Origin of the sequence: Maribacter algarum (ex Zhang et al. 2020), from assembly GCF_005885635.1 — a bacterium.
GTDB classification, from domain to species: Bacteria; Bacteroidota; Bacteroidia; order Flavobacteriales; family Flavobacteriaceae; genus Maribacter_C; species Maribacter_C algarum.
Genome location: NZ_VATY01000001.1, coordinates 637,257 through 650,606, shown reverse-complemented (window position 1 = coordinate 650,606; position 13,350 = coordinate 637,257). Strand labels below are relative to the sequence as shown.

The window sequence follows — 13,350 nt, the reverse complement described above, 5'->3', positions numbered from 1 at the left end:
TGTTAATGCTTGTGTTTATCAAAAACCAATTCCCCATTTTTCCAGACCATGCAGGGTTTGAAATTGCCTTGGTTGTATAGAATTTCTTGGTAGTTATTTGTATGAAAACCAATAAAATCGGCAGTATATCCTTCTGCAAGTTGTCCTCTATCTTTTAAGTTCAGAGCAGCTGCGGCACGGAAAGTTATTCCTGCTAAAACCTCCGCATTGGATAGTTTTTCAAAAGTTCCCAAAATGGATGCCTGGGTCAATAAATCCCCCATAGGTGCGGAACCAGGGTTATGATCGCTGGCAATAGCTAGTGTCCCGCCTGCATTGAGAATCTTACGTGCGGGCGTGAAATCACAGCCCAACCCAATGGAAGCTCCTGGTAGGGCTGTGGCGATGACACTGCTATTCGCTATAAGTTTGACTTCTTTTGGAGTACTTGCTTCCAAATGGTCCGCACTTACGGCATCAAAATCAATGGCAACCTGACTTCCGGAAGTTGAGAATTGGTCGGCATGGACCGTAATATCAAAGCCCATTTCTTTTGCTTTTTCGAAATAGGGCGTGATTTGCTCAGCAGAAAAGGCACTTTCTTCAACAAAGGCGTCGATGCGGTTTGCAAGTCCTTCCTCTTTTAAAATTGGAAATAGCTTCCCGCTTATTTCAGCTAAATATTGTTCGTGAGTCCCATCATAATCCTTTGGAAGCATATGTGCTGCCAAACAAGTCGAAATCAAATCAGCTGAAACAACTGCATTCGTTTCTTTGATAGCTTGGAGCATTTTTAGTTCTTCGTCCACCGATAATCCATAACCACTTTTTACTTCTATAGTAGTCACCCCATTTTTCAAATGACGATTGGCCAATTTTGTGGTTCGTTTTATCAATGCTTCTTTAGATGCTTTTCTGGTTTGGGTGACTGTATCCCAAATGCCACCGCCTGCTTTTGCAATTTCCAGATAGGATTTACCTCCATTTCGCATTGCATAATCTCTGGCACGAGAACCGCCGAAACAAATATGTGTATGCGAATCTATCAGACCAGGAAGGCAGGTATGGTTTCCTTTGAGTTCCTGAATTTCAGCATCTACGGAATTTTTAACCATTTCAACAAAGTTTCCGATAACTTTAATTTTTCCACCATCAACTACGATTCCACCATCTTGTATGATGTTAAGCTGACTATCTGAAATGGCACCTTTCAGAGATAATCCCGACATAGGAATAATTTGTTTGAAAGGGCCTATAAGTTTTCTTGTACTCATACTTTTTTAATTTGCTTTACGCTTTACGCTTTACGCTTTACGCTTTACGCTTTGTGCGTATGGCGTGTAGCGATTTGATTATAGCGTTCAATTCAATATACCTCAAATTCGTCAGAGTGTTTCGTTCTCAAGGATATTTTCTCTTTTTCACCTATTTGGTTAATTAAATGAAGTATGGTTTTATCTTTTATCATCTGAATTCCTTTTTCAATATCGTCCGCAAAAACTCTGTCTTTATCTGCAAAGGCAACTTTTTTACGGACTTCTTTGTGAATTTCCTCTAAAAAAATACCAGATTTCATGGGTTTGCGAAACTCAAATGCTTGAGCGGCTGTAAGCAGTTCGATAGCCAAAATCTTCTCTACATTTCCAATTACTTGCAACGCTTTTCTACCTCCTATGGAACCCATGCTGACATGGTCCTCTTGTCCCAATGAAGTAGGAATGCTATCCGCACTTGATGGGAAACACAAACCTTTATTCTCACTCGCCAATGCTGCCGTTGTGTATTGTAGAATCATGTATCCGGAGTTGATTCCGGTATCTTGCATAAGTAATTTGGGTACTCCCGGACTGTTTCCTTCTAGAGCTAAATAGATACGCCTGTCTGAAATATTCCCAATTTCCGAAGCAGCTAAACAAGCATAGTCCAAGGCCATTGCCAATGGTTGTCCATGAAAATTACCTCCGCTAATGGTCAGTTCCTCATCGACTATTACAGGGTTGTCTGTTACCGAATTTAATTCAACCTCTAAGAGCTCTTTCAAATGCAACCAGGCGTTTCGTGAAGCACCATGCACTTGAGGAATGCAGCGCAGCGAGTAGGGGTCTTGCACACGTTCACAGTCAATATGGTCTTCCATAATTTCAGAACCCTTTAAAAGACGCTTTACTCTTTTGGCAACATGAATGCTTCCTTTGAAAGGGCGTAAAGCGTGCAGTTCATTGAAAAAAGGTTTTACTGAACCTTGTAGTCCTTCTATCATCATTGCTCCAATAACATCTGCTTGCGAAAGACAAGAGTGTAATTTTTCAACAACCTTGACAGCATGAGCAGCGATAAACTGAGTTCCGTTGATTAAGGCAAGCCCTTCTTTCGGACCTAATTCTAAAGGTGCAAGATTGTATTTTTTAAAGAAGCTAGGTGTGTCATAGACTTTTCCTTGATGTTCAATTTTACCAAGTCCGATTAGCGGTAGGAATAAATGAGAAAGCGGTGCTAAATCCCCTGAAGCTCCTACCGAACCTTGCGAAGGCACTACGGGAATAGCATCATTTTCGATATGCCAAATAATTCGGTCCAACGTAGTTTCTGCAATTCCTGAAAAACCTTTTGCTAGAGAATGCACTTTAAGAATAAGCATCAATTTAGCAATATCAGTATTGATTGCTTTGCCTACACCCACACTATGACTTTGTAGAATATTGGTTTGTAATATGGTAGTTTCTTCTTTGGATATTTTGGTAGTGCATAAAGGTCCAAATCCTGTGTTAATGCCATAAACAGGATGTCCCTTATCCACTATATTTTGCACTATTTCCCAACTAGAGGCTATTTTTTTTCTGGTAGGTTGGGTTAATTCTACCTTGGTTTTTCCGGATGCAATGGCCAATGCAATACCTGCTGTAAGCCAATCTTCTCCGAAACTAAATCTTTTGGGTACTGAAATCATATGAATCGATTTTGAAGTATTAAAACTACATCTTATCTTTAATAATTACCAATACCATTTTTGTTTATATTTAATGCTTATGAGTTATCAATTGGAATTACGTCATTTCAAATATTTTATGGCTGTTGCTGAAGAATTACATTATCGAAAAGCAGCTGAGCGACTTTTTATTTCCCAACCGGGTTTGAGTAGACAAATTAAGCAAATGGAAGAAATTCTAGATGCTCGGTTGTTCAATCGCAATAAGAAAAAAGTCTCGTTAACCGCAGTAGGGGTGTACTTAAAAGGCGAACTTGAATTCGTTTTAAATCATTTAGAGCTGACCAAAAAACAGCTAAAACTCATTAAAGAGGGTAGCTCGGGAGAATTGCGTATTGGATTTCTTGGTTCGGCCATGCAACACGTAGTGCCTAATTTACTGGTGCGCTTACGTGATACTCATTCTAATATAAAAACAAGTCTTGATGAACTATCGAATCATGCTCAGGTAGATGCCGTTCAGAAAGACAAACTTGATTTGGGCTTTGTTCGCTTGGCTAGAGTTCCAAAAGAACTGAATATAAAACCTGTTTTTGAAGATACTTTCTCAGTGGTTTTGCCAAAGAATCATAGACTAAATCAAAAATCGTTCAAAGGTATGCATCAGCTTAAGGAAGAAAGCTTTGTTCTCTTTTCGCAAGATTATAGTCCCTTGTATTATGATAAGGTCATGAGCGTTTGCGAAGATGCCGGGTTTACACCAAAGGTTTCGCATCGGTCGGTCCATGCACAGACGATTTTTACTTTGGTAGAGAATAATTTGGGAATAGCTATAATTCCCACTTCATTGCAGTATGGTTTTGATATGGATGTGAAATTCATTGAGCTTAAGAAAATCAAGCAACGTGCGCAATTGTCTGTTATTTGGAAAAAAGACAACCGGAATCCGGTGCTTCGGCATGGTGTGAATTTGCTGTTAAACGAGTCTAAATTCAGATCTTGAAATAGTAATTTTGTAGAAATAAGGATTCTTGCCTTTACTGATACCCCCGGAAGCGTCGGGGCAGCACAAGCGCAGAAAATACTATAAATTATTTGTTTATGATTTTTGACTTGATAAAAAAAAGACGTTCAGTTTTTCCATCCACATATATTGAAAAACCTATTGCCAAAGCTGACATAGAAAAGATTTTGGAAGCCGCGAATTGGGCACCAAACCATAAGAAAACGGAGCCTTGGCGTTTTAAAATTTTACAAGGAGAGTCTCAGGTGAGATTAGGTCAATTTTTATCAGAAAAATATTTAGAAGTAACTGAGAAACCCAAACAAATCAAGACGAGAAAGCTTTTAGAAAACCCTCCTAAAGCTGGTGCTATAATTACCATATGTATGCAACGTGACCCTGATGAATGTGTTCCTGAGTGGGAGGAGATAGCGGCCACCGCAATGGCCGTTCAGAATATGTGGCTCTGTTCCACCGAATTGGGAATAGGAAGCTATTGGAGTTCTCCCGGACTCATAAAATATATGGACGAGTTCTTTGATTTGTATGAAGGTGAAAAATGTTTGGGTTTTTTTTATATGGGTTATTATGATGCTGAACTTCCTGAGGTAACTAGAAAACCGATAGAGGATAAAGTGGTTTGGATGTACTAGCTTAGAAAAGGAAACAAACCTTCCCTATATTCCCACACAGTTTTTATAAATATTCCTAAGAAAATCATCGTTACCACGAACTTCATAAAAGTTCCGGTAAGAAATCCTAAGAAAGAACCAAAAGCAGCTTTTAAAGCTGTTTTGTTGTCCGCCTTGTTAGAAAGTTCTCCCAAAAACGCACCGACAAATGGACCAATAATTATCCCAAAGGGTATAGGAGCGAGAATGCCTACGATAAGACCTATTGTGGTTCCAATCATACCAGCTTTTGTGCCGCCAAACTTCTTTGTCCCGACGGCTGGGATGATGTAATCTAAGGCGAAAACTACCAAAGCTATTACCCCGGTAACACCAAGAAGCCACCAATTTTCAGAGACTGCGGCAGTCAAATGAAGTAGCAATAACCCTACCCAACTCACTGGTGGACCAGGAAGCACAGGTAAAAAACTTCCGATAATTCCAAGCAGGCAAAGTATAAATCCGATTATAAGTAAGGCAATATCCATCAATTTCGTTTTGCTATAGGACGAAGATACTACGCTTTTGTTACAGGTGAAATAAATTATTCAACTAATAAATTAGTTTAAACTAAATATTTAGTTATATTTGTTTTATGGTTCAACTAAAAAATTAGTTCAATGAAACAGTTAACGAAGGCAGAGGAAGAGGTAATGCAGATATTATGGCAGCTACAAAAATGCAATGTGGCCGCAATTATTAAAGAGTTGCCCGAACCGAAACCCGCCTATAATACCGTGTCGACAATCGTCCGGATTTTAGAAAGCAAAGGATTTGTGGACCATGAACAAGAAGGGAAAGGTTATTTATACTTCCCGATTCTAAAGAAATCGGACTACAGTAATCAATCTATCAACAAACTAGTAGACGGTTATTTTCAAGGCTCCTTCAAGAGTATGGTTTCCTTTTTTATGAAGAAGAATGATATGAGTCTTTCTGAGCTGGAATCCATTATGAATGATATCAAGACTGCCGAGTCGGCAGCGGCAAATAAAAAATCTAAAAAATAAGCGTATGTTACAATATATATTGGAGTGCGTATCTTTTCAGTTGGTGTTTCTCATCATTTACGACTTGTTCTTAAAACGAGAAACCTTCTTTCAATGGAATCGCTTATACCTAATCGGAACCTATATCATATCAATGATTTTACCATGGATAAAAATAGAGGCCATGAAAACCACTGTGCCGAAGACTTTTCAGGGCTATCCTGAATTTTTGTGGAGTACTAATGATATTGCTGTAACCGCAACTGCCATAGAGGAAACGTCCTTTATTATTTCTTGGGAATATGTGGTTCTATTTGGAGGTATGTTTTTAGCAACATTGTTTTTTGGCTATAAGTTATTCCAGATTTACACTTTAAAGCGCAAGGGAGAAGTCCATTATTTCAAGGATTTTACCCAGATTATTATTTCGAATAGTTCGATGGCCTTTTCCTTTTTCAAATCCATTTTCCTAGGGGATAAAGTAATCGAAAAGGAACATCAGAGTATTGTTCAACATGAACTAGTACACATTCGGCAAAGGCATTCCTATGATCTGATGTTCTTTGAATTGATGCGAATCGTGGGCTGGTTTAATCCATTAGTATACGTGTATCAAAGCCGTGTTTCTGAATTGCATGAATTTATTGCGGACGCTCAGGTCGCCAAAACGAATAAAAAAGAGCAATACGAATTTCTGTTATCGCAGGTATTCCAAACACAAAATATATCATTTATCAATCAATTTTTTAAAACCTCATTAATCAAAAAACGAATCGTCATGTTACAGAAAGCACAATCGAAGAAAATTTGGCAGTTGAAGTATTTATTGTTGTTGCCCATGGTTTTTGGGATGTTGGCATATACCTCAGCTGAGCAGCACTTGGATGATGATATTGAACAAATCAATCAAACTACAAATGATGCTGAGTTAATATCCGAGATTAAGTCTGAAATTGAAAAGGAAATTGCAAGGGTTGGGTCACTAGAAAAAGTATTTTTTAGGCTAAAAAACACTGAGGAAAATATTTCAGGAAAGATCTTTCCTATTTACAAAAAAAGACCTCATGTTTTATCAAAAAAGGAGTATTTCAAAGAACAACTCTTGCATAAAATGTTTTTTGAAAATTTTAAAGGTGTTGAATTCGGTGATGATGTTCTACCTAGAAAACCTCTTCCTAAAATGCCTTTACCTTCAACAAGTAGATATGAAAACTATTTAAGTAGAAAAGAAGCCTTTTTCATTCTAGACCCGAATTTACAATTCTCTGTCAAAGCTTATGACCAACAAATAAATCTTATTGATATTAAGCCGAATTATGAAAATTCCTCATTCCTTTTTGAGGTAGAGAATGTAAAAGATTTGACGGGTAATGAATTACGAATGTTTAACAACAAACTAGAGGAAATTCTTGAGCAAGAAGGTGCGGTTTATAGTGACCTTATATTAACCGATGGAATATATGCATTCTTGGTTTCGAAAGGTTTGCCGAAAAAGGATTTGAGTTCTTACGCGAATAGTACTGCTGAAGGTTTAGTTGAAAGGTTTGATAAAAAAATAATGCTGAGCGTATATGATAATAGGCACTTAAGTAAGGGTGAAAAGGCACAACAGGAAGAATTGCTTGACGAAATTCGCACTTCTAAAGAAATGGATACACTACTCATTACGGATGGTAAATATTCGACAAAAATAACATCGAATTCTGATGGCGATATTTTTATTGAAGCTGGTAAAGAATCAGACCCTGTAGCTTTTGCAAAAGTTGACAATGTGCCGGTCTTTCCTGGATGTGAAAATGAAAATGACAAAAGAGCTTGCTTTCAACAAAAAATACAAAAACACATCAGCAATAATTTCAATTACCCAAAGGAGGCCCAAGAAAGGGAAATTCAAGGAAGGGTCAATGTTATGTTTATGATAAGCAAAAAAGGCAATATTGAAGGCCTTAGAATGCGAGGTCCAGATTCCATATTAGAAAAAGAAGTGGCGCGTATTATTAATAAGTTACCCAAAATGAAACCGGGTAAGCATAAAGGGAAAAAAGTTGATGTGCCGTTTTCGATTCCTGTTGTTTTTAAGCTTGATACTAAGAGTACTTTTGAAAAACTACCTGTAGATTCCAATCAATTCGGCCCAAAGTTAGCAGCTGCAACGCGTCAGTATAATGAATTGGTTGCCGAGCGCAATAGACTACTAAAAAGCACCAATGAGAAAAACCCTATTATCGTAAATCTTGATGAACAGTTGAAAAGCCTCAAAGAGTCATTACGTAGTTCATTAGAAGGTTCAGTTGATAGTTTTAGTCATAATGGTGGAGGTGGTCTGACTGTCGATGAATTGTCAATAGAACAAGCAAAGGAACAATATGATTTATTACGTTCTGAGCGTGAGCGTTTGCTTGTAGGTACAAATGATAAGAACCCAATTATTGTCAATTTGGATCAACAAATTAAAGCACTGAAAATAGCAATAGACCAAGAAGGTGAAACAGTCCCCTTTGCCACAATAGATGAAGTTCCGGTCTTCCCGGGCTGTGAAGATGCTGAGAATAAGCGCAAATGTTTCAATGAAAAAATGCAGAAACACATTTCTAAAAATTTCAACTACCCAAAAGAGGCTCAAGAAAAAGGAATACAAGGGCGCGTAGCCGTCATGTTCACAATCGCTATAGACGGGTCTATTCAAAATATAAGAAAAAGGGGACCTGATCCGCTACTAGAAAATGAAGTAGAGCGTATCATTAAAAGACTACCAAAGATGAAACCAGGTAAGCAAAAAGGTAAGGCGGTAAATGTTCCTTTTTCGATTCCGGTTACCTTTAAATTGCAAGGTGATACCAAAAGTACCGATAGCAAAAGTCTTGATATCGTGAAACTTGGTTTAGGTAATGGCAATGACCCTATCTATTTTGTTGATGGAAAGGAATCCTCCAAGGAAGAATTGAGTTTGATGACTCCCGATGATATTGAATCCATATCTGTCTTGAAAGGTGAATCGGCCAAAGCCTTGTATGGTGAAAAAGGGAAAAACGGAGTTATTCAAATAATAACTAAAAAGAAGGATTGAAAAAATTTATTTTTCTAATACTACTATTACTTTTTTTTAAAGCCGAAGCCCAGACTTCGGCTTTAGCCATTGCAGATAGTTTATATGCAATTGGCAACTATACAAAAGCCATTAACTTCTATGCCGAAGTGGGTTCTCAAAAAGGGAATCTGCAAATTGCAAGAGCTTACAATTCCATTGGTAATTATGCTAAGGCAATCGCACAATATGAAAGTTTGATTGGTAGAAGTCCCGAATTGCAAATCGCTCGTTTTGAATTGGGAAAACTTTATCTGAAAACGAAACGGTTTGATGAAGGACGTAAATTGTTTGCTGGTTTAGTGGGTGATGATGCGAACAATCCGGAGTACCTATATTATCAGGGTGAATCTTTTCGCGAGTTAGATCAGGGCGCAAGTAGTTTGGTTGCCTACAAAAAGGCTGTTGAAGTTGATAGCACCCATCTCAAAAGTATTTTTCAATTGGGGAAGCATTTTGTAATCACTAGAGAAAAAGCAAATGCTCTTGAATACTTGAATAAGGGCCTTAAATTCTATCCTGATGATGTGTCTTTGATAAATCTAAAGGCTTTGGCCTTATTTAATAATGATAATTACGAAGAGGCACTTCCGCTCTTTGAAAGTTTGATAGACTTGGGCGAGAAAAAGGAATTTGTGTACACTAAGCTTGCGTATTGCTATTTCAAGACTTGGGAGTTTGAGAAAGCAAAGAGTACCTACAAACATCTTATAGCAATGGATGAAGACAATGAAGATGCCTACTTCAATTTAGGACATGTATTCTTTAAAGATCGCCAGACTGATAGTGCCACCTATTATATTAAAAAATCTATTGAAGTACAAAAAGTAACCTTTGAGAAAGAATATGAAAGTCTTGCGCGCTTTGCTAGAACCGAAGAAGACTTGAATACTTCCTTAAAATACTATAGGTTGGCCTTTGACGAGGACCGGACTAACTATCGTGTCTATTATCAAATCTGCGCTTTAATGGATCAGGTTTCAAATGACCCTAAGGTTAAATTAGAGTACTATGAGAATTTCATTAAAAAGTTTGGTAAGAAGAAACCATATATTTCTGATTTTGTTCTAAAACGGATATCCGAAATAAAGCAAGAGCTTCATTTCGCCAAGGATTAATGTCCTTAAAAAATCGTAATTTCCGCCGAAGAACACAGGCATATGCGTAAGCTTTTAATGGTATTGGTTTTATGTGGATTTACGTCTTGTAGTCTTTTTGAATCAACGGAGAAGAAAACTCAAAAGCTTGTTGAAAAGGAACTACTTGAAATCGACTGGACTGATGTTGATGATTATCCATTGTTCAGTGATTGTGACGAACTGCTCTCGAAAGAAATCCAAAAACAGTGTTTTGAAGAGAAATTGCTTTTACATTTGTCCGCCGACCTACAAGAATTTCAATTAACCAGTGAAACGGAAATCAAAGATGTGGTTTTTCTAGATTTTCGGATTGAAAATGATGGTGCGATTACCATAATTAACATTGAAAATAAAGAAATTTTTGGTTCCCAAATGGAGAAGTTTGAGGACAAAGTGGCCAAAAGCCTAAAAAGTCTACCAAGAATAGAACCAGCTTTGAAAAGAGGTATTCCCGTAAGTGCAAAATTTAGAATTCCAATTTTTTTAAACTCTAAGTGAATCCAAGTTTGGCAAAAGAAAAAATCATATTAGGCATTGACCCCGGAACCACCATTATGGGTTTCGGACTTATTAAAGTGGTAAACAAAAAGATGGAGTTTATTCAATTGAACGAACTTCTCTTAAGTAAATACAAAGATCCCTATACTAAACTAAAATTGATTTTTGAACGTACAATAGAACTTATAGATACCTATCACCCAGATGAGATTGCCATAGAGGCTCCTTTCTTTGGAAAGAACGTTCAATCAATGCTGAAATTAGGAAGAGCACAGGGAGTTGCCATGGCAGCAGGACTTTCAAGAGAAATACCCATCACGGAATATCTTCCGAAAAAGATAAAAATGGCCATTACAGGAAATGGAAATGCAAGTAAGGAACAAGTAGCAAAAATGTTACAAAGTATGTTGAATCTAAAAAGACTACCCAAAAACCTTGATGCTACTGACGGTTTGGCGGCAGCGGTTTGTCATTTCTATAATGGAGGCCGGGTTGACATAGGAAAGAGTTATTCTGGTTGGGATGCTTTTGTGAAACAGAATCCAAAAAAAGTCAGATAGTTGTTTTCAATTCATATCGATTATAGAAATTTAATTTTAATACTTCGATTCGCTTTTCTGTTCTATTTTTTAAGGGAATTATGGATGACCAGATTCGTTCTGAAACGGAATAAAGTAATTTGGTTTTTTATTGTCTTACTATTTGGATTTTATGGGTACTCGGTTTATTTAGCATACAAAAGAAGGCTGATAGTTAAGAGAAAGTTTAGCCCTAAATTTACCCCAAGAGACTAAAAGCAAATTTAATTCGACGTCATCGCTGGTATTTATATACATATTCCGTTCTGCAAACAAGCCTGTCACTATTGCGACTTTCACTTTTCTACTTCTATGGGAAAGAAAGAGGCTATGGTCTCTGCTTTGCGAAAAGAACTTGAATTGCGCAAAGGTGAATTCCAAAACGAGACTGTTGAGACAATTTATTTTGGGGGAGGAACTCCTTCGGTACTGTCATGCGAAGAAATCAATGATATTATTAATTCGGTTTATGAAAACTATCAGGTAAGTGAAAACCCTGAAGTTACTTTAGAAGCAAACCCTGACGATTTATCCAAGAATCAAATAATCCAATTATTCAAAAGTCCAATTAACCGTTTAAGCATCGGAATTCAGTCTTTTTTCGAGGAAGATCTAAAGTTGATGAATCGAGCTCATAATGCTCAAGAAGCTGAACAATGCATCCGAGAAGCGACGAAACACTTCGATAATATTTCCATAGACCTCATTTATGGAATCCCAGAAATGACGAATGAACGCTGGATTCAAAATATCGAAAAAGCACTTTCATACGATGTTCCACATATTTCAAGCTATGCGCTAACGGTAGAACCTAAAACGGCATTGGCAAGTTTTATCCAAAAGGGAATTATTAAGCCTGTTGATGATGAAGTAGCCCAGGAACATTTTAAAATCCTACTGGATAAAATGGAAACTGCTGGTTTCAAATGCTATGAGATTTCTAATTTTGGGAAACCCGGTTATTTCTCAAAGAACAATACCGCCTATTGGCAACAGAAAAAATATATTGGTATTGGTCCGTCTGCCCATTCCTATGATGGCGGGCGACGAAGCTGGAATATCAATAACAATCCGAAGTACATAAAATCTATCGAAAACAATAAGTTGCCGGTTGAGATTGAAGTACTGTCAAAGACTGATAAATACAATGAATATGTAATGACCGGTTTGCGAACCATTTGGGGTGTTTCATTGACTAAGGTCCAAGAGGAATTTGGAAAACAATACCTTAAATATTTGCTGCAACAAGCTGATAAATATCTTGAAGAACAATTATTATTTATTGATGACGATAAACTCATAGCTACTAAAAAAGGACGTTTTTTAGCTGATGGTATTGCTGCAGATTTATTTATGATTAACTTGTAAATACTGAATTAAGTTCAGCTTGTATGCTAGCCAAAATTAAAAACGACTTCATTGATTTATCCAAACCCTTAGATATTTCTATCCCCCTGCGTGGAGATTCAAGCAATGTCAACGCTTGGTATGTAGACCACCCTAAAATAGAACCCCATTCGAAAGGTGATTTTGTGGGAAAAGTTTCCGAAGGAGCTTCTGTAAATTTTAATGATATTTCATTCAATCCCCACGCACATGGAACGCACACGGAATGTGTTGGTCATATAACCGAATATTTTTATTCTGTAAATCAAAATTTAAAACAATACTTTTTTAAAGCTGAGGTGATTACATTAGCTCCTGAAAAGTATCAAGATGATTTTGTGATTTCCCGAAAGCAATTGCAATATGCCTTGGGTAATAAAAAAAGAGAGGCATTGGTTATTCGAACTTTGCCCAATTTAAAGGAAAAGTTATCCAGACGGTATTCGAATACGAATCCGCCTTATTTGTTGGAACAAGCGGCGGAGTTTTTGGCAGGTAAAGGAATAGAACATTTATTAATCGACCTTCCTTCGGTAGACAAAGAAAAAGATGGAGGAGCACTTTTGGCGCATAACGCTTTTTGGAATACGGGTGGTAAGGTCCGGAAACATGCTACTATCACAGAATTCATATTTGTACCCAATAAGGTAAAAGACGGAAAGTATTTTCTCAACTTACAAGTTGCACCTTTTGAGAATGATGCTAGTCCAAGTCGACCTGTACTTTATAAAATTGAAGATTGATGAAGACTAGCTTGAAAATCGAAGAACTTTTTATGTTCGTATTAGGGGTGTATCTATTTAGTTTACTGCCGTATGAATGGTGGTGGTTTCTTGTCTTGATTTTAGCTCCAGATATTGGTATGGTAGGATATCTATTTGGAAATAAGGTGGGCGCTTTTATGTATAATTTGTTTCACCACAAAGGGGTCGCAATTGCAATTTACCTGCTAGGGGTTTATCTTTCTAGTCCTGTAGTGCAGTTAATGGGAGTTATTTTATTTGCGCATTCAGCTATGGATAGAATAATGGGCTACGGATTAAAATATGACAAAGGCTTCAAATACACGCATTTGGGGGAAATAGGAAAATGAACG

Annotated in this window: 13 protein-coding genes; 10 read left to right on the top strand and 3 right to left on the bottom strand. The window is 37.2% G+C overall.

Going from position 1 to position 13,350, the window contains the following annotated elements; translation table 11 throughout:
* Positions 1-2 precede the first annotated feature (2 nt).
* Both hutI and hutH read right to left on the bottom strand, forming a co-directional pair.
* Positions 3-1,253, bottom strand: coding sequence for an imidazolonepropionase (hutI, locus tag FEE95_RS02825; protein WP_138656314.1), 1,251 nt, complete (start codon positions 1,251-1,253; stop codon positions 3-5).
* Positions 1,254-1,345: 92 nt separating this feature from the next.
* On the bottom strand, positions 1,346-2,926 hold the full coding sequence (gene hutH / locus FEE95_RS02820) for a histidine ammonia-lyase (RefSeq protein ID WP_138656313.1): 1,581 nt from the start codon (positions 2,924-2,926) through the stop codon (positions 1,346-1,348).
* A 79-nt stretch (positions 2,927-3,005) separates the two neighbouring features.
* Here hutH and FEE95_RS02815 point away from each other — a divergent pair, with 79 nt between their 5' ends.
* A complete protein-coding gene (locus FEE95_RS02815; protein WP_138656312.1) occupies positions 3,006-3,908 on the top strand; it encodes a LysR family transcriptional regulator in 903 nt (300 codons plus the stop codon).
* A 98-nt stretch (positions 3,909-4,006) separates the two neighbouring features.
* Positions 4,007-4,561, top strand: a complete 555-nt coding sequence (locus FEE95_RS02810; protein WP_138656311.1) for a nitroreductase family protein — start codon at positions 4,007-4,009, stop codon at positions 4,559-4,561.
* Here FEE95_RS02810 and FEE95_RS02805 read toward each other — a convergent pair.
* Positions 4,558-5,067 (bottom strand): DUF456 domain-containing protein, encoded by a 510-nt coding sequence (locus FEE95_RS02805; RefSeq protein ID WP_138656310.1) that lies wholly within the window; start codon positions 5,065-5,067, stop codon positions 4,558-4,560. The two genes, FEE95_RS02810 and FEE95_RS02805, sit on opposite strands and share 4 nt — an antisense overlap.
* A gap of 132 nt (positions 5,068-5,199) precedes the next feature.
* Between FEE95_RS02805 and FEE95_RS02800 the strand changes: the two genes are divergently transcribed.
* From FEE95_RS02800 to FEE95_RS02765, 8 genes are all read left to right on the top strand, one after another.
* Positions 5,200-5,589, top strand: coding sequence for a BlaI/MecI/CopY family transcriptional regulator (locus FEE95_RS02800; protein ID WP_138656309.1), 390 nt, complete (start codon positions 5,200-5,202; stop codon positions 5,587-5,589).
* A 4-nt stretch (positions 5,590-5,593) separates the two neighbouring features.
* Positions 5,594-8,635 carry a M56 family metallopeptidase gene (locus FEE95_RS22285; RefSeq protein WP_138656308.1) on the top strand — a complete coding sequence of 1,014 codons (3,042 nt, stop codon included), beginning with the start codon at positions 5,594-5,596 and terminating at the stop codon, positions 8,633-8,635.
* Positions 8,632-9,771, top strand: coding sequence for a tetratricopeptide repeat protein (locus tag FEE95_RS02790; RefSeq protein ID WP_138656307.1), 1,140 nt, complete (start codon positions 8,632-8,634; stop codon positions 9,769-9,771). The genes FEE95_RS22285 and FEE95_RS02790 overlap by 4 nt, the downstream gene beginning before the upstream one ends.
* 42 nt (positions 9,772-9,813) lie before the next feature.
* Positions 9,814-10,290 (top strand): hypothetical protein, encoded by a 477-nt coding sequence (locus FEE95_RS02785; protein ID WP_138656306.1) that lies wholly within the window; start codon positions 9,814-9,816, stop codon positions 10,288-10,290.
* Positions 10,291-10,298: 8 nt separating this feature from the next.
* A complete protein-coding gene (ruvC, locus tag FEE95_RS02780) occupies positions 10,299-10,850 on the top strand; it encodes a crossover junction endodeoxyribonuclease RuvC (protein ID WP_138656305.1) in 552 nt (183 codons plus the stop codon).
* A gap of 255 nt (positions 10,851-11,105) precedes the next feature.
* Positions 11,106-12,236 carry a radical SAM family heme chaperone HemW gene (gene hemW, locus FEE95_RS02775; RefSeq protein ID WP_138656304.1) on the top strand — a complete coding sequence of 377 codons (1,131 nt, stop codon included), beginning with the start codon at positions 11,106-11,108 and terminating at the stop codon, positions 12,234-12,236.
* 23 nt (positions 12,237-12,259) lie between these two features.
* Positions 12,260-12,997: a cyclase family protein gene (locus tag FEE95_RS02770; RefSeq protein WP_138656303.1), complete on the top strand. Its 738-nt coding sequence runs from the start codon at positions 12,260-12,262 to the stop codon at positions 12,995-12,997.
* Positions 12,997-13,347 carry a DUF4260 domain-containing protein gene (locus FEE95_RS02765; RefSeq protein WP_138656302.1) on the top strand — a complete coding sequence of 117 codons (351 nt, stop codon included), beginning with the start codon at positions 12,997-12,999 and terminating at the stop codon, positions 13,345-13,347. Before FEE95_RS02770 ends, FEE95_RS02765 begins: the two co-directional genes overlap by 1 nt.
* Positions 13,348-13,350 lie beyond the last annotated feature (3 nt).

Excerpts from the sequence above, each read along its gene's own strand:
- hutI (WP_138656314.1), bottom strand. The coding sequence starts at position 1,253 with ATGAGTACAAGAAAACTTATAGGCCCTTTCAAACAAATTATTCCTATG.
- hutH (WP_138656313.1), bottom strand. The coding sequence starts at position 2,926 with ATGATTTCAGTACCCAAAAGATTTAGTTTCGGAGAAGATTGGCTTACA.
- FEE95_RS02815 (WP_138656312.1), top strand. The coding sequence starts at position 3,006 with ATGAGTTATCAATTGGAATTACGTCATTTCAAATATTTTATGGCTGTT.
- FEE95_RS02810 (WP_138656311.1), top strand. The coding sequence starts at position 4,007 with ATGATTTTTGACTTGATAAAAAAAAGACGTTCAGTTTTTCCATCCACA.
- FEE95_RS02805 (WP_138656310.1), bottom strand. The coding sequence starts at position 5,067 with ATGGATATTGCCTTACTTATAATCGGATTTATACTTTGCCTGCTTGGA.
- FEE95_RS02800 (WP_138656309.1), top strand. The coding sequence starts at position 5,200 with ATGAAACAGTTAACGAAGGCAGAGGAAGAGGTAATGCAGATATTATGG.
- FEE95_RS22285 (WP_138656308.1), top strand. The coding sequence starts at position 5,594 with ATGTTACAATATATATTGGAGTGCGTATCTTTTCAGTTGGTGTTTCTC.
- FEE95_RS02785 (WP_138656306.1), top strand. The coding sequence starts at position 9,814 with ATGCGTAAGCTTTTAATGGTATTGGTTTTATGTGGATTTACGTCTTGT.
- FEE95_RS02770 (WP_138656303.1), top strand. The coding sequence starts at position 12,260 with ATGCTAGCCAAAATTAAAAACGACTTCATTGATTTATCCAAACCCTTA.
- FEE95_RS02765 (WP_138656302.1), top strand. The coding sequence starts at position 12,997 with ATGAAGACTAGCTTGAAAATCGAAGAACTTTTTATGTTCGTATTAGGG.